Here is a 21,855-nt window from a genome sequence, read left to right on the forward strand (position 1 = left end):
AAAACTCATTGCTACGATTTCGGCATTAGCCCTGAATCCAAAAACTATCCCTGTGAAACCGGAAATATCGCCGGTGAAGCCGGAAAAGCCACCTCTGAATATCATTACCCGGCTTAAAAGCGTGTTTCCCCTACTTCATCACCCAAAATCCCGGCGTTACCGTGAATTGCATTCTAAAAGGATAATCACACTCGTACATTCGGCCAGGAAAACCAAAACACTAACGGACTAAACCGCAAGAAAATGAAAAATCAAGTACTAAAGATCTTACTGGGAATTGTAACCGCCATACTTTCCTTTGCTGCTTTTGCACAGACGCAGGTAGTCAAGGGAAAAATAGTGGACGCTCAGGCCGATTATGCCCTTATTGGCGCTACGATCTTGCTCGCCGGATCAGATCCGGTCATCGGGTCGGTGACTGATGCCGAAGGAAACTTCCGCATCGAAAATGTACCCGTAGGCCGCCAGTCTTTTGCCATCCAGTACATCGGGTACAAAAGCATTACCTTACCCAACGTACTCGTAACCGCCGGCAAAGAAGTGATCCTGAATGTACAGCTGGAGGAATCCGTGGAAAACCTGCAGGAGGTAGTAGTCACTGCTGACTCAGACAAAGACCTGCCGATCAATGAGCTGGCCAAAGTCAGTGCACGTACCTTTAACCTGGAGGAAACCACTCGCTTTTCGGGAGGCAGAAATGATGTTGCCAGGTTGGCCACCTCATTCGCAGGAGTCAGTGCACCCAATGACTCAAGAAACGATATCGTAGTGCGTGGCAACTCGCCTGTCGGACTGCTGTGGAGGATAGAGGGTGTGCCTGTCGCCACTACCAATCATTTTGCTACACTGGGCGTAACCGGCGGCCCGGTCAATGCCCTCAATACCAACCTGCTTCGCACTTCAGACTTCCTGACCGGGGCTTTCCCCGCTGAATACGGAAATGCCAACTCCGCCGTATTTGATATCAATTTCCGAAACGGGAACGCTGACAAATACGAATTTACCGGTCAGGTCAGCGCTTACTCAGGAGCTGAATTTATGGCAGAGGGACCCATCAGCCGGGAAAACGGCTCCTCCTTCGTGGCATCTTACCGGTACGGGATCGCCAGCCTGGCCGCCACCGGCACCAGCGCCATCCCCTACTACCAGGATTTTTCCTTTAAGGTAAACCTGGGTGAGAGCAGGCTTGGAAGATTTGAACTTTTTGGTCTGGGGGGACTAAGCTCCATTGATTTCAAAGGGGATGAAGTAGAGGAAAATGACCTTTTTGCCAATCCTGCAGAGGATGCTTATGTAGATACCAGGATTGGCGTAGTGGGATTAACCCACCTGCTTCGCCTGGATAAAAAGACGTACATAAAGTCTGCATTTGCCGTATCCACTAACCAAAATGATTACCTGCAGGACAATCTCTTAAAAGACGGAAATGAAGCAACCATAGGCAAGTACCGGGCTGTAGAGGTGGAAAACAAAGAATACCGGTACACCTTTACTACCGCGCTCACTAAAAAATTCAATGCCCGCTGGAACATGAAGCTCGGCTACCTGGGAGAGCTCTATGACGCTAACTTCAGCACCCGGGACCGGGATAACCGGGTGTCCATTCCTGACGAAAACAACGACCAGATCCCCGACTACTTCCTGACAGCAACGGATGTAAATGAGTATTACACCTTATCACAGGTTTTCGGACAGGTCGAATATAAATTTACCGATGACCTGAGCATTACCGCAGGCCTTCATAGTCAGTACTTTGATTTCACTGATAAAATCAGCCTGGAACCAAGAGCTGCTGTAAGCTATCAGGTCACGCCCAATCAGCGATTAAGCTTTGCATACGGTCTGCATGCCCAGACCCTGCCTCCTCCTATTCTGTTTTTGGAAACGGAAGTGGCGCCTGGTGAGCACGAGCGTACCAACGCGGATCTGGGCTTTATGAAATCACATCACTATATACTGGGATACGACCGCAATCTCGGTCAGGACTGGAGGCTCAAAGCGGAGGTATATTACCAAAGCCTGTATGACATCCCTGTGGAAGATGCAGAGACCTCCTACTCCATCACCAATGAAGGCGCTGACTTTATCTTTGATGAGCGGGACTACCTCGTCAATGAAGGAACAGGCAGGAACTACGGACTGGAGCTTACCCTGGAGAAATTTTTCAGTAATGGATACTACGTTCTCGCTACCGGATCGCTCTACGAATCCAAATACAAGGGAGGAGACGGCATAGAGCGCAGCACCGCATTTAACAACAACTATGTCGGCAACATTCTCTTTGGGAAAGAATGGAAGTTTGGGAAGGATCAGCGCCATGTCTGGACGTTTGACACCAAATTTACCACCAGCGGCGGCAAGCCTTATACGCCGGTAGACCTGGCAGCCACCCGGGCTAATGCCGGACGAGAGATCCGTCAAAGTGAAATTGCTTTCAGTGAACGCTATGAAGACTACATCCGCTGGGACGTGAAGTTTGGGGTACGATTAAACAGTGGAAAAAGAAATGTTTCTCACCAGTTTTTCGTGGATCTACAGAATGTTACGAATCGGGAAAATGAATTTATCCAGCGGTACAATGAAGTGACCGATGAGGTGAACACCATCACCCAGATCGGATTTTTCCCGGATGTGATGTATCGCATCCAGTTTTGAAAATTAATCAGGTAAACTGGAAAGCCAGGTCAAGGCATCTTGTTCATCATCAAAAATTTCAACCGTTACACCTACTTCTGCATACGTGCTTATAATGCGTTTCATATTAAGTTTCCCTACGGTTTTGTCCGGTAAGATAATTGCCCAATATTTCCAGTTTGCCTTCACCATTCGCGGTGACCATTCCTGCGATGCCCACTCTATATCCTTAGCGGGAAGAGCTGAATTATTCCTATCGTCAGATAACCATTTTATGCAGCTATGCTCTTCAAAAATGTCGGCCCCTTTTGTGAGGATTTCCCGAAGCTTTTCACCATAAATAAACTTATGAACTTTATGGTGTACGATGTTGATTTGAGGATAATACCACATAGTGGCATACTCGTTTTCAAGAACGGATTGTTTGACTAATTCTGCTTGTTTCATATTTTTAAAAATTAGCTTTTAGCTTTTAGCTCTTAGCCTTTGGCTTTTGGCTTTTGGCTCGGAATTTTAATTGTGGCCGACCAGGCATTCACGATTGGACTGCGCGTCCCGGATCATGCTCATTTCATGTGGTCTTGTTTATAGCGTCTTTCTAAATATACCCAATAAATCTGCTAACTTCCACTCCTCAATACGATTTTTAACGTACTGATTATCTGCTATTTAACTGACCAATAACGCCCTGTTTTCCTCGGTGATTTTATTTGTCCAGCGGTACAATAAAGTGACCGATAAGGTAAACACCATCACCCAGATCGGAGTTTCCCCGATGTGATGTACAGGGGATACGGTTTTAAAGAAATCATCGGATGACTAGCTATTATAGCTACCGGGAAAGTCGCTTTTTATGCAGCAATACCACTCCTTTTCAATTATTACACATGGTTAGGGACGCAGGAAACGCTGCGCCAGCTTAAGGCCTTTTCGCTATGGTTTTTTTAAATTCAATAGAGGTTTATGAACAAAATTTAACCGTCCAAAAAAGATAAACGCAGATCCATAAAAAACTAAGCCCACATTTCGGCTTAATTTATAACTTTGATCCCCTTACCCCTCCAGCTACCTGACAGTTGTCGTATTTTAAATTTTCTTACCATGCCAAATATTGCGGGAGTTAAGCACCTCATAAAACAAGTCAACGAGCTTAAGCTAAAAGTAGAAAAGGTAACTGATAAAATAGCCGAAAAACAAAACTGGCTGGACCGACAAAGTGATCAGTACCTTGAGTCTGAAACCGGTCAGGAATGGCAGGATTACCTGTATAAGCTGGAAGGATTTATACGAGAAATTCAGGATATCAATACGGATGATATTGAGAGTGAGTACGACTAAATGGATTGAATACGATCTTAGGCTAACGTGAACTCGACAAATCTCAATAACAATGCGGCGATATTTGCGGTGTGAATGTGACAATTACAGTGGCTGAATGCGAAAAGGAGGTGATAACACAACTTAAACCCACCTGATCAGACATCAGAAGGTTCAAAACCCTCAGATGCCTAATAGAATTTAGATCGCTTAATCCACTCCCACCCCACTCCAAGATCTTTAGCCCACAGACCCTTGTGAGATTCCGGCCTGTGAGCCACAGGCCGGGGGGAAGGATGACTATAGCGCGGTAGAAAGAGTCATCCGATGAATAACCTTTTGAGATAACACAAACTTAAAAGATGCATGAATCGGAGAGTCTCCTGACCTGGCGGGAAGCAGACATCTGACGGTTTAGAACCGTATGATGCTTCCTGCTTATTGGACAGTACACGCAAAATTATCTGGTTTCCAAAATATGGTGCTATGCTTCAGATCATCAGGATCAATATCATCTCCAACGTATCCAATATGGTCACCTGAACAGGTATAAACCGATGGAGGTGTTGTGTTGCAAACATGGCAGCAATTATCGAAAATGAATACGGTCATAAACTTATATTCTGCCTGAGACACATAAAAATATTGGGAGAGCTCGGATTCCCTCATAGTCTGAGTTTCTAAATCCAACCAATCCAGCTCTTCGCAGGATGTATCATCGTCACATGAGAAGATTAGCAAGGTGGAAATGACAAGCAGTAAAAGGTGTGGTTTCATTTTTTTCTTCAGTTGTTTTTTTATGAGACACTCCTATTATGGAAAAAGTTGGAGAAAACGAATTGGCAGCGGGGGACTAACAACGGCCTGTTTACTCCCTCGTTTTATTTATTGCAAAGGAAACACCTATGGTCATATAAATGCCGCTCCAGTTTACTTTAACCGTCTCACCATCATTCCCATTTACATAAAATGAACTATAACCGGTGTCACTTGTGCTGTCCTCATGTATCTCATCCATAGAAATGCCCCTAAACCCGATACGCGAATTAAGGATCATACTTTTCCCCATCAGGATATCCAAACCTACAGCGCCATGTCCACCCAGACCCATTGTCAGGGATTGATCATAAAACTCATTATCTATTGTGATGGACCCGTTCATTGTGCCAATATCCAGCCCGGGCTCTATGGTAAGCAGGACATTCCCCTTTGGACCCAACGCATGAGAATAGGATAACGTCACATTCATGAGCAAGGCACTGAAATAAATCTCATTCCTGCCCCCGAAAAAGATGTTGGTCCCCCACAGGGCATGCGAAGGGGTGATTATAACCTGGACATCGGTACCGATCCAGCTTTTTTGACTCACCTGATTTAGCATCCCTGCGCGAACTACGAAAAAACCTGTAGACTGATCGATCTTCTCAGAGTTATCACTGTTTATGTTTCTCCAGAAATCAAGCACGTTACCCATCTGGTAGCTGTTTATGAGGCTAAGCCCACCTCCCAGGAAAAGCTTTGAAACCAGCTGAGGAGACTCATCGGGCTTTTCAGCAGAGTTTCCTACCTGCTGCTCAGCTGGTTTTAGGAAGCTGTCTCTTGACCCATCCTCATACCTGATCTCATTGATCTCATACTTAAATAGCTCGTAGACCGGACTGGTCTCCCTCGTATCATATTTTTTATACTTCACAACTTCGGTTCCTACCTCAAGAACCTCTGCTCTGATCGTATCTCCATTTTTAGTGAGGATAAGATCCTGACAGTATCCGCAGTAACATGCTAAAAACCCGGCTAATAACATAAAAGCTTTCATGACCCTTAAAAATTTAGTGATAGATATGCCTGGACTCAGGATCATTTTCCGGCCGCTGGTGTAGCCTTACTAAATATCGCTCTTTTTTCTGAAAAAATACATAACCGGGCATATGACAAAAGTCAACCTCTCAGCCCATTCCGAGGTTCTTGCAGACCATTCCGGGGTCTTTGCAGGTGATTCCGGGGCCTTTGCAGACCACTACGGGCTTTATGCAGACCACTACGAGGTTCTTGCAACCGGTTCCGGGGTCTTTGCAGGTGATTCCGGGGCCTTTGCAGACCACTACGGGCTTTATGCAGACCATTACGGGGGCCTTGCAGACCACTCCGACCTTTATGCAGACCACTACGAGGTTCTTGCAACCGGTTCCGGGGTCTTTGCAGGTGATTCCGGGGCCTTTGCAGACCACTACGGGCTTTATGCAGACCATTACGGGGGCCTTGCAGACCGTTACGGGGGCCTTGCAGACCACTCCGACCTTTATGCAGACCACTACGAGGTTCTTGCAACCGGTTCCGGGGTCTTTGCAGGTGATTCCGGGGTTCTTTTTATTCTACACCTGATTGCTTTTTTGCCTTCAGGTCCCAAATAGCACCATCGTCATGATTGTCTAGTCGTTCAGAACTTGTACTATAGACTGAGATGTTTTTCACTTCATTGTATAGCATCTCTATCATTTCTTCATAATATTTAGCCTCCAGGTTGGACCGGACTTTGATAAAAAATTTTTGACCGTCAATAATTAATTTATCCAACGATTCTTCGCTTCGTTTGTACATGAACCTTAAGTGGTGATATCTAAAGAAACCTCCTAATCTCCCCCAGTTTTCTACCCAGTAATTATTATAGTAATAATATACAGTTACTGCCTTAATGGATGAATAGTCCAGAAATTTTGTGTTTTTATGTTTGTAAGTAATTCCTCTTTCATCAAAATATAAAAATCCCTTATTCTTATATCTAAATTTTGCCAAGCCTACTACGATTAAATAGTTACCGATAAAAAAGGGTATGGCGAAATGCACAAAATTGCTAATGTCCGAAAACAAATTAACTAAAGCTCCACAGAGGAATAACCAGAATACGGTTAAAAATACTGCAATTGGGTAGTAAACCCAGAAGTTATCATGATATCTAAAAGTTTGAAATTTAAGTGTCATTTAAACAATAGTTTCCCCCTAAATGGTTTGCATATGGCTTGTGGCGGTTTTAGAAGCACTTTCCTGTCCGCCCCAGACAAATTCGGCTAAGAGCCAAAAGCCTTGAATTTAGCATTTTATCCGCCATAAGCTATATGTATTGTTGCAGCACGTTTCTTCTTCTTGATCTTATCAGTTTGTAAGTTCGATAGATGAGGTAAAAGGCGGCCAATATGTTAATCAGATTCCAAATGTTCAGACCAATAACGGTCAGTTGTTCGTTAGTGTTCATGCTCGACCAACTCCAATATTCACCCTTGCCTTCATCGTAGAAATCGTCATAATTCATGAGCAACAACCCAAATAAGATATAGACTCCCAGATCAAAAATGATTAGGGCAATTCCTATTATGATCACCTTTAATCTATTCATTTGCTAAGTTTTCAAGCTCTTGAAACTTAATCTTGTTTGTCTGTTCAATGTCTACCGGTTCATAATGCTGTTCACTGAGTTCGTCAAAATCAACAATATTTAGATATTCATTGGTCTGACTAATCTAACGGATTTTTAATGCCCTCCAAAAAGTTAGTAGCTACATGGGGATATGTTTCGGTGGTTTCCACTCCACTCGGACTGTAACCTCACACTCCTTGAGGTATTCCGGGATTAATTCTAATTCAAACCTCAAAAGTCATTCCCGAAGGGAATCTATCTTTCAGGATACGCTTCTAAACATCTCCATAGACTCCCTGCGGGAGTGACTCTACAGTTATTTTCTCTAAAGGCCTTTTTTTGCCCTCCAAAACGTTAGTAGCTACATGGGGATATGTTTCGGTGGTCCACTCCTTGTGATATTCCGGCCTGTGAGCCACAGGCCTGGGGGGAGAAATAACCTTTTACACCAAATATTTTCTACTTTGGATCTACTGACAGGCCTGTTAACAATGCTTTAGACATACTCCAGGTCCTCTTTACTGAATTTTAACTTATCATTATTCAACTTAGAAATTGAAGTCTTTATTTTGACTCTGTCCTTTTGGGATAAAATAGTAGGAATTAAATCAGATAATTCAATTTTTAGAAGCTTATTAATAATGATTAAATCTCTTAATGAAAAAGGGCTCACACCGTTTATAAGTTCGGACATATAAGTTTTGCTTCGATGCCCTAAAATCAAACCAAGTTGTTGCTGAGTCAAATTAAATGATTTTAGCTTTTTCTTAATCAATTCTTTCCTTCTGGCAATGAATAACCTTTCTTTTTCTGCAATCAATTCTGCAATGTTGCTTTCGCGGATTTTAGAAGGAGTAATTTGTGAACCCTTATTCCAGTTCACAGACTCGTATGCGGCAATCAGGTCCCTTAGTTTTTTCCTGACCGCCTTATAATGAGGGTTCTTTTTTGATAGGAGTTTAAGCTTTCTGTCAGCAATAAAAGCCCTTTCAAGTTCTAACTCACTTTCGATTTTCCCCTTGTCAATTAATCCTTGCACGTCAAATTGAGTTTCCATATCTATTCAATCCAATTATGAGATTTTAACCATTTTTTAATAGTGCTTTTATTGTTTTTGAATGTAGATTCATAATCTTGATGATTTCCTATCCAAACAACAGTTGCCTCCTCATCTTCAAATTCTATCATAATCATCGTCCGATGAATTTCTATGTTAAAGAAATAGAATCCATCACTATGAACACAATCAGCATCAATTCTAGTCTCCTTTAATTCAATTGCATTATTCCAATTATTAGTTTCAATAGTTTCTATAAGTTCATCTATAGCATCGCAAAGCTTTTTATTCCCTTTATTCTTTCGTTTAACTTTCTCTAAAGCTCTTTTACCTATTAGCCTCATCTCTGTAACACAAATATACCAATGAAGTTCGGAAAATAACCGAACTTAAACAATCGTTTTATAACCAGCAGACCGTAGCAAAGCTAAAATACTTTCCAAAATCCACTTCCTGGGATATTCCGACTGTGGGGAAGAAAATTGCAACCCAATTCAAACTTCAAAGTCATTCCCGAAGGGAATCTATCTTTCAGGATACGTTCCAGGCATCTTCATAGACTCCCTGCGGGAGTGACTCTACAGTTATTTTCCCCCTCCTAGCGCAAGCGTCCGCTTGTGCTCTTTCATTGATACTGCTACCTTCGTTAGATGAATAGAAAATACAAATTCAGAGATCATTGCCACATGCACCAACACCTATTTTTGACCTTATCTTAATTTTTTTTCAAACAAGCTGTAACTTCCACCCTACCCGGTCGTCTACCGGATGAAAAGACACCAACGGCAAAGCCGCCTCCCAATGGGAAAAACACTTTTTGAAGAGCAGATCATCCCACTGGCCGATAAGATGTTTCGGTACGCATTCTCCATTCTCAAAGACCCGGAGTCTGCGCAGGATGTAGTTCAGGAGTGTTTGGTGAAGATCTGGAATGCCCGGCAGAAGCTTACCGGGATCCGGAGCACGGAAGCATGGGCGATGCGCATCACCCGCAACCAGTGTTATGACTGGGTAAAGACGAACCGATATATGGTTTTATCAGACAAAGACATGGATCGATCAGATACGCAGAGCGCTGATCAGCAGATGCTGGTCAACGATCATATGAAATGGCTGGACACCATCCTGAAAACGCTGCCCGAAAAGCAGCAGGAGATCTACCACCTCCGGGAGGTGGAAGACATGCCCTACCAGGACATAGCTGAGATCCTGTCGCTGAGTTTGAGCGAGGTAAAGGTCTACCTGCACCGCGCAAGGACTAAGATCAAGTCTTCTATTGAAAAAATTGACGCTTATGGAGTCGCGAATTGAAGAGCTGATAGCAAAATACTGGAAGGGAGAGACCTCCATTGACGAAGAGCAGGAAATCAAAACCTATTTCACAAAAAATCCTGCGCTGACCAATGACGGAAAGTACTTCTACGCGCTGGCTAAAAAACAAAAAGCACAGGCGCCCGCGAAGTTCAGACACCCGGGTAAGTCAAAAAGGAAGGCTCAGTGGTCAGTGGCTGCAGCAGTGACCATCGGCCTCATGGCAGCTGTGCTCGTCATACAAGACGCCAAAAAACAGCGTGAATATGCAGTGGAAGACCCTCAGGAAGCTTATGAGATCACCAGAAAAGCGCTGCTGATGATCTCCTCTGGCCTCAATGAGGGAAAGGATTACTCGAAAGAGCTAACCAGGATCAACAAAGCAGAAGAAATATTAAAGGACGAAAATCAAGAACAATGAAGCGAATTATAATAACACTAAGCATGATGGCCTTTGCCTTAAGCCTGATGGCACAGGGCGAGGTAGTAAACAAATACTTCAACGAACTATCGGATAACGATGCTTATACCAAAGTATCTGTGAGCAGTAAGATGTTTTCACTCTTCACCGAGCTGGAAGCAGGCAGTGAAGCCGAAGAAGAGTTTCTCAAAGCAGTCAGCAAGCTCAAAGGGTTGAAGGTGATCGTGGCAGATAGCGCAGGCAATGCAGACAAAATATACAGCAGGGCATTGAATGACGTAAAAAGCTCAGGCTATGACGAGCTGATGTCCGTAGTGGATGCCGGTGAAAACATGAACTTCTCCATCAAAGAAAAAGGAGGCGTCATCACCGAGCTGCTGATGGTAGTGGGAGGTAAAAAGAAGTTTGTCTTGTTAAGCCTTTATGGCGAAATTGACCTGAAAAACATTTCAAAAATAGCCCGAGCTATGAAAGTGGACGGACTGGAAAACCTGGGCAAGCTGGATGAAGACAACTAGTGTTGAGTTTAAAGTTGTGTTTGTCCACGTTTACCCTTCGGTCGTCAAAGGCTTGTCGCAAGCGGGGCCTCTTTCCCCCTGAAGGGGAAGTCCGCGCGCAAGATTGCCCCTAGGGGATAGGGGTGCGACAGAGATGCATCATAATAGAATTTACACAGCACTAGACAGATAAAAGTGACTATAATAAACTTATGCAATCAAACATTCGATATCTACAAATACTGATTCTAATGCTTTTGGGGCTGAGCTTTCAGCCCCTTTTTGCGCAGGAGGCCCCGCTGAAGGCGCTCGTAGAAGATAAGCGCGAACGGAAGTTTGCATTTTATCCAAGCACGCTGCGGATGATAAACCTCACACAAAACCCCGACTACAACGAGCTGGTCAATGGTATCGAAAAAGTACTGGTATACAAGCTCGACTCAGCCACCCGGGCGGACAAGTCCTACCAGGCTATTGAAGAGGCCTACCTGAATGAAGGGTATGAGGAGTATGCCAAGGCTTTTGGTGGAGCATGGGACCTGGTACTCCTGGGAAAAGAGGGCAAAGACAACCAGTTCGTAGGTTATTTTGGCGAAAAAGAGGTAGTAATAGCCTTTTATATGCACGGTCGGGTTGCCTGGGGAAAAATTCCGACGCTGATAAATACCATCAGAAAAGATGAAATGCTGGACCTTTTCGAATTTTAAAAAACAAAAAGGAGATTGATAACACTCGAAACTAAAGGACTATCCAAGCGGTTTGGGAAGCTGCAAGCCGTACAAAACCTCAACCTGACCGTCACCAATGGCCAGGTTTATGGCATATTGGGACCAAACGGAAGCGGAAAAACCACCACACTGGGTATGATTCTGGATGTAGTAGCCCCTACAGGCGGAAACTACAGGTGGTTTGATGGAAAACCGGCTATTGAAGCCCGTAAAAAGATAGGAGCCATTCTGGAAACACCCTGCTTTTACCCCTACCTCACTGCCGTACAAAACCTGAGGATCACTGCCCACATCAAAGAGTGCTCACCCGACCGGATAGAGCCCGTACTCCAACAGGTCAGCCTGCACGAGCGAAAAGATGACAAGTTTAAGACCTACAGCCTGGGGATGAAACAGCGGCTTTCCATCGCAGCAGCCCTTCTCGCTGACCCTCCGGTGCTGATTCTGGACGAGCCGACCAATGGCCTTGACCCCCAGGGAATAGCTGAGATCCGGCAGCTCATCCGTGACATTGCAGCCCAGGGAAAAACCATCATCATGGCCAGCCACCTGCTGGACGAAGTGCAAAAGGTATGTACCCATTTTTGTGTGTTGAAGCGTGGTGTAAAGCTGCACGAAGGGTCCGTTGAAGAGATCCTGGGAGACACAGACCAGGTGGAAGTGCAGGGCGACAATATGAATGCGCTTGAGAAGGCATTGAAGGATTTCAAAGGCGCAAAAGCCGTATCCCATGAACAATACAACCTGATCGTCACACTGGCAGACGGGTCCACCGCCCAGGACCTGAACAAATACTGCTTTGAGCAAAGCATCACCTTAAAAAAACTTTTTACACGCACCAACTCCCTGGAGAAGGAGTTTCTCAAAATTCTTGATGAAAATGATTAGAGCTTTAAAACTGGAATGGCTAAAAATCAGAAATTACCGGGTGTTCTGGATCCTGCTGGGACTCTACCTGCTGGCGCTGCTGGTTATCTGCTTCGGAGGTACCTTTTTCCTGGAGTGGCTGAAATCCAAAGGAGCGGATTTCAATGGAATAGACCCTACCATTGTACCGATCTATGATTTCCCGGACGTATGGCAGAACACTACTTACCTGGGATCATTTTTGAAGATACTACTGGCCTTTATTGTGATCATCTCCATCAACAATGACCAGTCATACAATACACTCAGGCAAAATGTAATCGACGGTATCAGCAAGCGAGAATACCTGGTCAGTAAGCTGACTTTCATAGCTGCTTTGGGGCTGATCAGCACCTTCTTTTTATTTGTTTCGGGCTTTATAAATGGCTCTATTTACTCCCACGTATGGGGTTTTGAGTACATTTTCGACGAATGGGAATTTCTGGCCTCCTATCTCTATGATATCATCGTCTATTGCACGCTTGCCTTCCTGTTATCCTTGCTTATCAAAAAATCAGGGTTCGTTATCATTCTCCTGTTTCTTTACACCATCATGTTTGAGCCCATCCTGGCAGCGATACTGGAAAATGCACCCTTTTTAAGAGGAACCATCTGGCCGCATTTAGCACCCTTTTTGCCGATAAACGCGCTAAATAACCTGATTCCGGTACCTTTTCCCAAGTACGTTTTTATGGAAATAGAGGATAACGTGCCTATCGATTCATTGCTGATTAGCACGGGATGGTTTGTCGTCTTCTTACTGAGTATCACATACATACTGAATCGTCGGGACCTGAAATAACCCATTTTAATTTCATCTGAATCTTTGTTATTTTAGTGGGTACCAATTACCAACTTTAAGCGAGATGAGCAGACAATCAAGGATCTTAATCAGGAATCTGACTATTTTGATTTTTGCCCTGGTTACAGCGGCATTTTTTGTGAGCGGGGAGCATCTGGAGCTACTGGCCAGACTGTAGGTATCAACAATGCTTTTAAAATCTTAATTGAAAAGCAAAAGCCCATTAGCTTTTGTCCAGGATTTCTTTGACCATTTTGGCAAACTCTTCCTGATTCACGGGTTTAGTGACATAATGATCGATATAATCAGCCAGAGAATCATAAATGAGGGAATTCTTTCCAGCAGAACTAACCACCACGATCTTGGTATTGTCATATAAAGGGTTGCCTTTCATTTTCATTATAAGGTCAGCGCCATTTTCTGTAGGAAGCATAATATCCAGCACAGCCAGGTCAATTTTGTGTTCAGCCAAAATAGCTTCTGCCTCAGGTACACTCTCCGAAAAAAATACCCGGTAACCTTCTAAGTGCTTCTTAGAAAGGTGCTTATACAGTGTAAGCTGCGCCCGGTCGTCCTCAAGAAATAAAATACCTTCTCTCATGCCTATTAGTATTTAAAACAAAAGTAAATAGCATGTTTCATCCATTTTATTTATTTAGCTTACTGGAAGGTTTAGGGAGTTATATGGTTAGATTCCAAGGATAGTTATAATTTCCCCATTCTGGATCCATACCAGCTATATGCTTCTCCATTTACCAGCTTTACTTTCGTCTTCTCAAAATACTCTTCGATTTCCGTAAGGTCCTTAACCTTAAAGGGATAGGGCTCTGAGCTAAGCAAAAGGTGATCGGGATTAAGGGCAACCAGCTCCTCAAGTGAAAATGACGGATACCTTTCCGCTTCGACCACATTCGTATACCCCACATGTTCCAGGACAGCATTTATAAAAGTTCCCTGCCCTGCAGCCATCCACGGGTTTTTCCAGATCAGATACAAGGCCCTTCCCTCAACTGTTCCCTTGATGGAGTCCATTTTTTCATCAAACGACCTGATCAGACCTTTTGCCTGTTTTTGCAAGACCTCACCCAGTGATCGCATCATGTCTCGTGCATCCCTGATCGTAAGGACATCACTCATCCACACGGGAAACACCCCCTCCAGCCGATGAATACCCTCTTCGTAGTTTTCTTCCTTATTCCCGATAATAAGGTCAGGGTTTAGCTCTCTTATTCGCTCCAAACGGAAGTTTTTTGTACCGCCAATGATCGGAATACCCTGAACCTGGTCCTTTGGGTGAATACAAAACTTAGTCCTTCCCACCACCACTGCGCCCAGATCTATGAGATACTCAGTAATGGAAGGAACCAGGGAAACCACCCGTGTCGGGTGGTCCTCCAGAATAACTTCCCGGCCCATCTGGTCCCGATAGGTCAGCATTACTTAATGTACCGGAAATCCTGACCGTCTTTTACCTGTATCGCCGTTTCATAGATCAGTTTGATCGTATTCTCCAGATCGTCTTTCGCACAGGTTTCCACAGTGGTATGCATGTATTTCAGGGGAATCGATATCAAGGCTGAAGCCACTCCTTCATTGGAATAGGCAAAAGCATCGGTGTCCGTACCCGTTGCTCTGGATGCCGCCCTTCGCTGAAAAGGTATTTTTTTCTTCTGGGCAGTGTCGATGATCATATCCAGCACATTGTTTTGCACCGCCGGTCCGTAGCACACGGCCGGACCTCCGCCACAGGACACATCGCCGCTTACCTGCTTATCATACATAGGCGAGTTGGTATCATGCGTCACATCCGTAACGATAGCCAGGTTGGGCTTGATCCGTTCAGCTATCATCTCCGCACCACGCAGACCTACTTCTTCCTGCACAGCATTGACCACATACAATCCAAATGGCAGCTTGACATTGTTTTCCTTAATTCTGCGTGCCACCTCTGCTATCATATATCCGCCGATACGGTTATCCAGGGCACGCCCTACCAGGTATTTTTCGTTCAGCTCCATCAGGTCATCATCAAATGTGATCACCGTTCCTACGTGTATACCCATTTTCTCTACCTCCTCTTTAGAGCTGGCCCCCACATCGATGAAAATATTTTTCAAAGATGGAGCCTCCTCTTTCGATTTGTCCCTTACATGAATAGCAGGCCACCCAAAGATGCCCTTTATCACGCCTTTCTTAGTGTGAATATTTACACGTTTGGAAGGGGCTATCTGATGATCAGATCCTCCATTCCGGATCACATAGATATAGCCCTGATCCGTGATGTAATTAACAAACCAGCTGATCTCGTCAGCATGGGCTTCTATGACTACTTTGTACTCCGCCTCCGGATTGATGACACCAGCAACCGATCCGTAGGTGTCTGTAAAGTAATCATCGATATAGGGCCTGACATACTCCAGCCAGATCTTCTGTCCGCTGGACTCAAAGCCTGTAGGAGCTGCATTATTTAAGTATTTGAATAAAAAGTCTTTACTTTTCGTATCCATTAAATTTATTTCAGTTTTACATTAAACACTTCTAATAAAACCTCCGTCTACCGGAATGTTTTGACCTGTAATATAAGAGGCCTTCTCAGAGGCAAGAAAGGCTACCAGATCAGCTACTTCTCCGGTAGTACCCTGCCGTCGCATGGGGATGGATTGCAATACCTCCTGATCCACTGAGTAACTATCTATATACCCCGGAAGGATATTATTCATTCGAATTCCTTTTGGACCATACCTTTCACTGTAAAGTTTACAAAAGCTGCTCAGGGCAGAACGCGCAATGGAACTGACCGGAAAAGCCAACGAAGGTTCCTTTGCCGCGAATGTGGAGATATTTACAATAACCCCATTACCCTGTCGCTCAAAAACAGGGGTGATCAGCCGCGACATCCTGATCACGTTCATTAGCAGAAGATCTATCCCTTCATGCCATTCTTTATCTGTTAAGTTCAGCAGCTCCCCTTTAGCAGCGTGCCCCGTATTATTCACTACTACATCTATTTTACCAAACTCCTCCCGGGTCTTCCTGATCACACGCTCCAGGTCTTCAGCATTGTCTACAGAACCCTGTACGGGCACAGCCTTCAGCTCTTTGGCAAGCACGAAAACTTCCTCTCCCCTGGCAGGCATTATAATGGTATATTTCCGTGTTTCTTTCGTGGAAGCTTATCCACTTTGTTCTCCAACATGCCAAAGGCACGTATTAGTTTCGCACGGGTGTTGTGAGGTAAGATCACTTCGTCAATAAAGCCTCGCTCCGCCGCTTTGTAAGGATTCGCAAATTTCCGCGTGTATTCATCAATCTTTTCCTGAAGCTTTTCATACGGATCATCAGCCTCGGCAATCTCTTTCTTAAAAATAATCTCAGAAGCTCCCTGAGCGCCCATCACAGCAATCTCAGCGGTAGGCCAGGCAAAATTCATATCCGCGCCGATATGTTTGGAATTCATCACGTCATAAGCGCCACCGTAGGCTTTGCGGGTAATCACACTGATACGCGGCACTGTAGCTTCACTGAATGCATACAGGAGCTTGGCGCCGTTCATAATGATTCCGTTCCACTCCTGGTCTGTGCCCGGAAGGAATCCCGGCACATCTACCAATACCAGCAGAGGAATATTAAAAGCATCACAAAACCGCACAAACCGGGCGGCCTTCTTGCTACAATCATTGTCCAGTACCCCTGCCAGACTCATTGGCTGGTTAGCCACTATCCCCACACTTTTTCCGGCAATCCTCGAAAAACCTACCACAATGTTATCAGCATATTTCTCATGCACTTCGAAGAAGGAGTCCCTGTCCGCAATTCCGCGGATCACATCCTTCATATCATAAGGCTGGTTGGGATTATCCGGCAGGACCTCATCCAGCTCTTGCCGGACCTCATTCCCCTGTATCTTATAATCTACCACGGGAGGAGTCTCCTCGCAGTTAGACGGTATATAGCTGAGGAGTCTTTTAAGGTCTAAAATACAGGCGGCCTCATTTTTAGCAGTAAAATGGGTCACCCCACTCTTTACACTGTGCGCACTGGCGCCACCCAGCTCTTCAGAAGTTACCTCTTCCTGGGTTACGGTTTTCACCACGTTGGGGCCGGTGACAAACATGTAGCTGGTCTGCTCCACCATAAAAATAAAGTCCGTGATAGCAGGGGAATAAACTGCCCCACCCGCACATGGTCCCATAATGGCTGAAATCTGAGGGACAACCCCGGAAGCCAGGGTATTTCTGTAAAAAATATCAGCATAGCCCGCCAGAGACATCACTCCTTCCTGTATCCGGGCACCACCGGAATCATTGAGACCGATCACCGGAGCACCGTTTTTCATGGCCATGTCCATTATCTTCACGATCTTTTCTGCAAAAGTCTCAGACAATGACCCTCCAAAAACCGTGAAATCCTGGCTGAACACATAAACCAGTCGACCATTTACAGTACCATACCCTGTAACTACACCATCACCGAGTATCTTCTGCTTGTCGATACCAAAATCTCTCCCCCGATGGACTACAAACTTGCCAATCTCCTGAAATGAACCCGGATCAAGCAAGAGATCAATTCGTTCCCGGGCTGTGAGCTTTCCTTTTTGGTGTTGTTTGGCAATTCTCGACTTTCCGCCTCCTAATAAAGCCTTTTCATTCAGCTCTTCAAGCTCCTTTATTTTTTCATGGGTAGATTTTACGAACGAAGCGGTTTTTGGCTTTTCCTTACTCATACGGGGTGTTATTCATATTTGGTCAATAATCGGGTAAGTTAATAAATGAACTGTTTCCAACTAAAGGAAGCCCGGGTCATGGATGAAAAACAGTAAATATTTGTTAATAAAAGGATAGGAATGTAATATTTCAAGAATACGTTATCTTGCGGCGGGAATAACAGGGCGAATATGAGAATCGCAATAATTGATATGGGCACCAACACCTTTCACCTCCTCATAGTGGAGGCGATGAAGGATGATTTCCATATTATTTATCGTGAAAAAGCCGCAGTGAAAATCGGTGAGAATGGCATCAACCAGGGAATGATCACTGAGGAAGCCAGTCAGCGAGCGCTAACCACCCTGAAAAACTTCAAAGAGATCATAGAAACTCACCAGACTGAGGATGTCTTTGCAACGGCTACCAGTGCTATCCGCAATGCCAAAAACGGTTTGGAACTGGTGGATATCATCCAAAAGGAAACCGGGATCTCTACCCGCGTAATCTCGGGAATGCAGGAAGCTGAATACATCTACTATGGGGTGAAGAAAGCCATGGAAATAGGTGACGCCCCGAGTCTCATTATGGACATTGGCGGAGGGAGTATAGAGTTTATTATAGGCACCAGTCACGAGATCCTGTGGAAGCAAAGCTTTGAGATCGGCGGACTGAGAATGGTCGAAAAATTTCACCGTCATGATCCCATTCTGGAAGATGAGATCCGCCAGGTAGAGGATTACCTGGAAGAAAACCTACAGGAACTTTTCCAGGTTTGGTCTGAATATAAACCAAAAACCCTGATCGGATCCTCAGGTACTTTTGACACCCTCAGTGATATCTACGGGTTAAAGAATGAGCTGGAACGCTCTCAGGACCAGACGGAACTTCCATTGACCCTGGATGCTTTTAAAGAGATCTATGAGGACCTTTTAGTAAAAAGTAAAAAAGAGCGGCTGGCTATTCCCGGAATGATCCCACTGAGGGTAGATATGATCGTTGTGGCCGGCGTCCTTATAAATTTTGTCATCTCACGCCTGCACCTCAGTCAAATCAGGGTTTCTGCCTACGCGCTGAAAGAAGGGGTTTTACTTGGCACCCTTCACTCTCTGAAAAAAGAATCCTTATTGTGATCAGCATGCTCTGATTAATTGGAATAATCCATTGCAGTATTTCATCCTTTCGTACTTTCTTATGTAATTTGCCATCCGACTTTTTCGTCAGGTGATTAACTAACGCTTAAAAAAATTTTTACCGAATGGTAGTACCTCACGACCAACTTTTTCAGTTTACAAAATCCGTTTTAGAGGCTGCTGGTTGTAGCGAGAAGGAAGCAAGAAAAGCTGCAGGTGTATTGCTAAGTGCAGATCTGCGGGGTGTAGACTCCCATGGGGTGGCCAGGCTTTCCGGATACATCCGATTAATTGACAAAGACAGGGTAAACACTGAACCGGTGATAAAAACCATCCATGAAACACCAAGCACAGGTGTCATCGATGGGGATTCGGGTTTGGGGCTTGTCGTGGGACCCGAGGCTATGAAGCTGGCCATTGAGAAGGCTAAAAACGTAGGCTCCGGATGGGTCTCCGTAAGAAACTCAAATCATTACGGGATTGCAGGGTACTATGCCATGATGGCACTGGAAGAGGACTGTATTGGTATTGCGATGACCAATGCCAGTCCGCTGGTAGCTCCTACCTTTTCCAGGGAAAGGCTCCTGGGTACCAACCCTATTGCAGTCGCCATCCCTGCCGATAAAGAGCCGCCTTTTGTCCTGGATATGGCCACCACCACAGCTGCGAATGGAAAGCTGGAGATCTTGCAGCGTAAACAGCAAAAAACGCCTACAGGATGGGTACAGGATGAAAATGGCGAACCTACTACAGATCCGTTTGGGGTGAAAAACGGCGGAGCATTACTTCCCTTAGGTGGAGATCGCGAACACGGATCACACAAAGGCTATGGCTTATCATCGGTGGTCGATATTTTCTCAGCGGTTCTTTCCGGAGCTAATTATGGTCCCTGGGTACCGCCGTTTGTAGCTTTTCTGGATCCCCCTGCTGACCCGGTGGGTAAGGGAATAGGCCACTTCTTCGGAGCCTTGAGGATCGATGGATTCAGGCCGGCTGGCGAATTTAAATCCCACATGGACAACTGGATAACCCGGTTCAGGAGCGCTGAGCCGGTCATGAAAGGGCACGATGTGTTGATCCCCGGTGACCCGGAACGCAAACTGGAACAAGAACGGAAAAGAGAAGGTATTCCCCTGCTTGATCCGGTAGCAGAAGATCTCAAAGAGCTTGGTAACCGATTTGGAATAGATTTTCCCGAATAGTTTTGGATCAGCAAACTGCACTTTCCATCCTCAAATCTGGTCAGAATGTCTATCTGACAGGGTCTGCCGGGACGGGTAAGACTTATCTGCTCAATCAGTACATCGAATACCTGAGAAGGCGTGAGGTTCCAATAGCCATCACCGCATCTACAGGCATAGCAGCCACCCATATCGGGGGGCAGACCATTCACTCCTGGTCAGGGATCGGTATAAGTAAATCCATCTCAAAAAAAGACCTTGACCGTATTGCCAAAAACAAGCAAACAGTTTCTCGCCTGGTCAAAACGAAAGTGCTCATCATCGACGAGATCTCCATGCTCTCGGGAATGGTGCTGACCGGGATCAGTGATATTTTAAAGCATTTTCGAAAAAGCAGCGAAGCCTTTGGAGGCCTCCAGGTCATTTTATCCGGAGATTTCTTTCAGCTCCCACCGGTTTCCAGAGAGCCGATGACCAACCGGGAGAAGTTTGCCTTCATGGCCCCTGTATGGGTGGAAGCTCACCTGAAAATTTGCTATTTGCACCAGCAATACCGACAGGGACGTGACATGTTATCCATTGTTTTATCTGAAATACGTTCGCAGGATATCTCGGATGACTCCCTGGACAGGTTAAGGGAAAAGCTGGAAGACGAACATGTAGATGAAAAAGCGCTGAAACTCTACACGCATAATGCGGATGTAGACGCCATGAACAAAAAAAGGCTGGAAGAAAATGACAACCCGCTCAGAGTTTTCTATGCTGAAACAAAAGGAAATGCCAAAATTCTGGAAGGACTGAAGCAGTCTGTTTTAGCCGGGCCGGAACTTGAGCTCAAACTGGACGCCCGGGTCATGTTTGTCAGAAACAACGCTGAAAAAGGTTACTTCAATGGTACCTTAGGAACCATCATCGGGTTTGATGATGAGGAAGGTTACCCCCTGGTAAAGCTGGATAGCGATTACGGAAGGGTGGTTGCCGTAAGACCGGAAGAGTGGACCGTAACTGATGAAAAAGAAGCGATTCTGGCTTCTTACAAGCAAATACCCCTCCGGCTGGCATGGGCTATTACCGTTCACAAAAGCCAGGGCATGACCCTGGATGCGGCAGAGATGGATCTCTCCAAAACCTTTGAGGCAGGGCAGGGATATGTGGCCCTCTCCCGGCTCAAAAACTGGGACGGACTTTATCTGAAAGGGATTAATCGCGTATCCATGGCATTAGATCCGCTCTCTGTAAAAGCGGATAAACGGTTTCAGGAACTTTCTGAAGAAAGTGAAGACTGGCTCAATGTATTTCCTGAAAAGGACCGGGACATTGCTTTCAAAACCTTTATAGAAAAGTGTGGTGGTACAAACGACCCGGACATTATCCAGTCAAATCAGGATCGGGAGAAAACGTATTACAAAAAAGAGAAAAAAGAGAGCACCTACGAAAAAACCAGAAAACTCCTGGAAGATGGAAAAAAGCTGGATGAGATAGCTTTCGAAAGAGACCTCTCGCTGGGAACCATCATCGGCCACCTGGAAACCATTAAAACAAGTCATCCGGAGATCGACCTGGAGCCGTTTAAACCTAACCAAAAGGATATTGACAAGGTGGAAAAAGTAATTACCGGCCTCAAGCAGCAGGGGAATGAGGAGTTTATGGACAAAGAAGGACGCATAAAGCTGGGGTACATCTACAATGCCATGAATGGCAGCCTGGACTATGACACCATCAAAATGGCCCGATTGTACATTTCAGATTGACT

General features: G+C 45.1%; 24 protein-coding genes. 12 read left to right on the forward strand and 12 right to left on the reverse strand.

Annotated elements, in window-relative coordinates; genetic code table 11:
* Positions 1 to 243: 243 nt before the first annotated feature.
* Positions 244 to 2,655, forward strand: a complete 2,412-nt coding sequence (locus tag AC3E9V_RS21185) for a TonB-dependent receptor (protein WP_488750168.1) — start codon at positions 244 to 246, stop codon at positions 2,653 to 2,655.
* A 3-nt stretch (positions 2,656 to 2,658) separates the two neighbouring features.
* Here the strand turns inward: AC3E9V_RS21185 and AC3E9V_RS21190 are convergent, their stop codons facing one another.
* The gene (locus tag AC3E9V_RS21190; protein WP_488750169.1) at positions 2,659 to 3,081 is read right to left on the reverse strand and encodes a hypothetical protein; all 423 of its coding nucleotides are present in this window, start codon (positions 3,079 to 3,081) and stop codon (positions 2,659 to 2,661) included.
* 654 nt (positions 3,082 to 3,735) lie between these two features.
* Here AC3E9V_RS21190 and AC3E9V_RS21195 point away from each other — a divergent pair.
* Entirely contained in the window at positions 3,736 to 3,972 is a 237-nt protein-coding gene (locus AC3E9V_RS21195) for a hypothetical protein (RefSeq protein ID WP_488750170.1), read from the forward strand.
* Between the two features lie 417 nt (positions 3,973 to 4,389).
* On the opposite strand, the gene AC3E9V_RS21200 is transcribed toward AC3E9V_RS21195, so the two are convergent.
* Positions 4,390 to 4,728, reverse strand: coding sequence for a hypothetical protein (locus tag AC3E9V_RS21200; RefSeq protein WP_488750171.1), 339 nt, complete (start codon positions 4,726 to 4,728; stop codon positions 4,390 to 4,392).
* 91 nt (positions 4,729 to 4,819) lie between these two features.
* Positions 4,820 to 5,767 (reverse strand): hypothetical protein, encoded by a 948-nt coding sequence (locus AC3E9V_RS21205; protein ID WP_488750172.1) that lies wholly within the window; start codon positions 5,765 to 5,767, stop codon positions 4,820 to 4,822.
* 112 nt (positions 5,768 to 5,879) lie between these two features.
* Between AC3E9V_RS21205 and AC3E9V_RS21210 the strand changes: the two genes are divergently transcribed.
* Positions 5,880 to 6,362 carry a hypothetical protein gene (locus tag AC3E9V_RS21210; protein ID WP_488750173.1) on the forward strand — a complete coding sequence of 161 codons (483 nt, stop codon included), beginning with the start codon at positions 5,880 to 5,882 and terminating at the stop codon, positions 6,360 to 6,362.
* Here AC3E9V_RS21210 and AC3E9V_RS21215 read toward each other — a convergent pair.
* The 4 genes from AC3E9V_RS21215 to AC3E9V_RS21230 form a co-directional block, all read right to left on the reverse strand.
* Positions 6,319 to 6,744, reverse strand: coding sequence for a hypothetical protein (locus AC3E9V_RS21215; protein WP_488750174.1), 426 nt, complete (start codon positions 6,742 to 6,744; stop codon positions 6,319 to 6,321). The genes AC3E9V_RS21210 and AC3E9V_RS21215 overlap by 44 nt on opposite strands.
* 316 nt (positions 6,745 to 7,060) lie before the next feature.
* Positions 7,061 to 7,342, reverse strand: a complete 282-nt coding sequence (locus tag AC3E9V_RS21220) for a hypothetical protein (protein WP_488750175.1) — start codon at positions 7,340 to 7,342, stop codon at positions 7,061 to 7,063.
* Between the two features lie 517 nt (positions 7,343 to 7,859).
* A complete protein-coding gene (locus AC3E9V_RS21225; protein WP_488750176.1) occupies positions 7,860 to 8,420 on the reverse strand; it encodes a helix-turn-helix domain-containing protein in 561 nt (186 codons plus the stop codon).
* Positions 8,421 to 8,422: 2 nt separating this feature from the next.
* Positions 8,423 to 8,764: a type II toxin-antitoxin system HigB family toxin gene (locus tag AC3E9V_RS21230; protein WP_488750177.1), complete on the reverse strand. Its 342-nt coding sequence runs from the start codon at positions 8,762 to 8,764 to the stop codon at positions 8,423 to 8,425.
* Positions 8,765 to 9,221: 457 nt separating this feature from the next.
* On the opposite strand from AC3E9V_RS21230, the gene AC3E9V_RS21235 reads away from it, so the two are divergent.
* The 6 genes from AC3E9V_RS21235 to AC3E9V_RS21260 all read left to right on the forward strand — a co-directional run bounded on the left by AC3E9V_RS21235 (position 9,222) and on the right by AC3E9V_RS21260 (position 13,085).
* Positions 9,222 to 9,731, forward strand: a complete 510-nt coding sequence (locus tag AC3E9V_RS21235; RefSeq protein ID WP_488750178.1) for an RNA polymerase sigma factor — start codon at positions 9,222 to 9,224, stop codon at positions 9,729 to 9,731.
* Positions 9,715 to 10,152: a hypothetical protein gene (locus AC3E9V_RS21240; RefSeq protein ID WP_488750179.1), complete on the forward strand. Its 438-nt coding sequence runs from the start codon at positions 9,715 to 9,717 to the stop codon at positions 10,150 to 10,152. Before AC3E9V_RS21235 ends, AC3E9V_RS21240 begins: the two co-directional genes overlap by 17 nt.
* A complete protein-coding gene (locus AC3E9V_RS21245) occupies positions 10,149 to 10,670 on the forward strand; it encodes a DUF4252 domain-containing protein (RefSeq protein ID WP_488750180.1) in 522 nt (173 codons plus the stop codon). Before AC3E9V_RS21240 ends, AC3E9V_RS21245 begins: the two co-directional genes overlap by 4 nt.
* 191 nt (positions 10,671 to 10,861) lie before the next feature.
* Complete coding sequence (locus tag AC3E9V_RS21250) at positions 10,862 to 11,356, forward strand: hypothetical protein (RefSeq protein WP_488750181.1); 495 nt, start codon at positions 10,862 to 10,864, stop codon at positions 11,354 to 11,356.
* A 15-nt stretch (positions 11,357 to 11,371) separates the two neighbouring features.
* The gene (locus AC3E9V_RS21255; RefSeq protein WP_488750182.1) at positions 11,372 to 12,265 is read left to right on the forward strand and encodes an ABC transporter ATP-binding protein; all 894 of its coding nucleotides are present in this window, start codon (positions 11,372 to 11,374) and stop codon (positions 12,263 to 12,265) included.
* On the forward strand, positions 12,258 to 13,085 hold the full coding sequence (locus AC3E9V_RS21260; protein WP_488750183.1) for a DUF2705 family protein: 828 nt from the start codon (positions 12,258 to 12,260) through the stop codon (positions 13,083 to 13,085). Before AC3E9V_RS21255 ends, AC3E9V_RS21260 begins: the two co-directional genes overlap by 8 nt.
* A gap of 223 nt (positions 13,086 to 13,308) precedes the next feature.
* Here AC3E9V_RS21260 and AC3E9V_RS21265 read toward each other — a convergent pair whose 3' ends face one another.
* The 5 genes from AC3E9V_RS21265 to AC3E9V_RS21285 form a co-directional block, all read right to left on the reverse strand.
* Entirely contained in the window at positions 13,309 to 13,686 is a 378-nt protein-coding gene (locus AC3E9V_RS21265) for a response regulator (RefSeq protein ID WP_488750184.1), read from the reverse strand.
* Between the two features lie 104 nt (positions 13,687 to 13,790).
* A complete protein-coding gene (locus AC3E9V_RS21270) occupies positions 13,791 to 14,522 on the reverse strand; it encodes a helical backbone metal receptor (protein WP_488750185.1) in 732 nt (243 codons plus the stop codon).
* Positions 14,522 to 15,592, reverse strand: coding sequence for a M42 family metallopeptidase (locus tag AC3E9V_RS21275; protein ID WP_488750186.1), 1,071 nt, complete (start codon positions 15,590 to 15,592; stop codon positions 14,522 to 14,524). The genes AC3E9V_RS21270 and AC3E9V_RS21275 overlap by 1 nt, the downstream gene beginning before the upstream one ends.
* A gap of 21 nt (positions 15,593 to 15,613) precedes the next feature.
* Positions 15,614 to 16,222, reverse strand: coding sequence for an SDR family oxidoreductase (locus tag AC3E9V_RS21280; protein WP_488750187.1), 609 nt, complete (start codon positions 16,220 to 16,222; stop codon positions 15,614 to 15,616).
* Complete coding sequence (locus AC3E9V_RS21285; RefSeq protein ID WP_488750188.1) at positions 16,222 to 17,808, reverse strand: acyl-CoA carboxylase subunit beta; 1,587 nt, start codon at positions 17,806 to 17,808, stop codon at positions 16,222 to 16,224. Before AC3E9V_RS21285 ends, AC3E9V_RS21280 begins: the two co-directional genes overlap by 1 nt.
* A 171-nt stretch (positions 17,809 to 17,979) precedes the next feature.
* On the opposite strand from AC3E9V_RS21285, the gene AC3E9V_RS21290 reads away from it, so the two are divergent.
* The 3 genes from AC3E9V_RS21290 (at position 17,980) to AC3E9V_RS21300 (ending at position 21,853) form a co-directional block, all read left to right on the forward strand.
* Positions 17,980 to 18,921 (forward strand): Ppx/GppA phosphatase family protein, encoded by a 942-nt coding sequence (locus AC3E9V_RS21290; RefSeq protein ID WP_488750189.1) that lies wholly within the window; start codon positions 17,980 to 17,982, stop codon positions 18,919 to 18,921.
* A 125-nt stretch (positions 18,922 to 19,046) separates the two neighbouring features.
* On the forward strand, positions 19,047 to 20,123 hold the full coding sequence (locus AC3E9V_RS21295) for an Ldh family oxidoreductase (RefSeq protein ID WP_488750190.1): 1,077 nt from the start codon (positions 19,047 to 19,049) through the stop codon (positions 20,121 to 20,123).
* A 2-nt stretch (positions 20,124 to 20,125) separates the two neighbouring features.
* Positions 20,126 to 21,853, forward strand: coding sequence for an AAA family ATPase (locus tag AC3E9V_RS21300; RefSeq protein ID WP_488750191.1), 1,728 nt, complete (start codon positions 20,126 to 20,128; stop codon positions 21,851 to 21,853).
* The last annotated feature ends 2 nt before the right edge of the window (positions 21,854 to 21,855 follow it).

Source organism: Marinoscillum sp. HNIBRBA16962, from assembly GCF_057801515.1.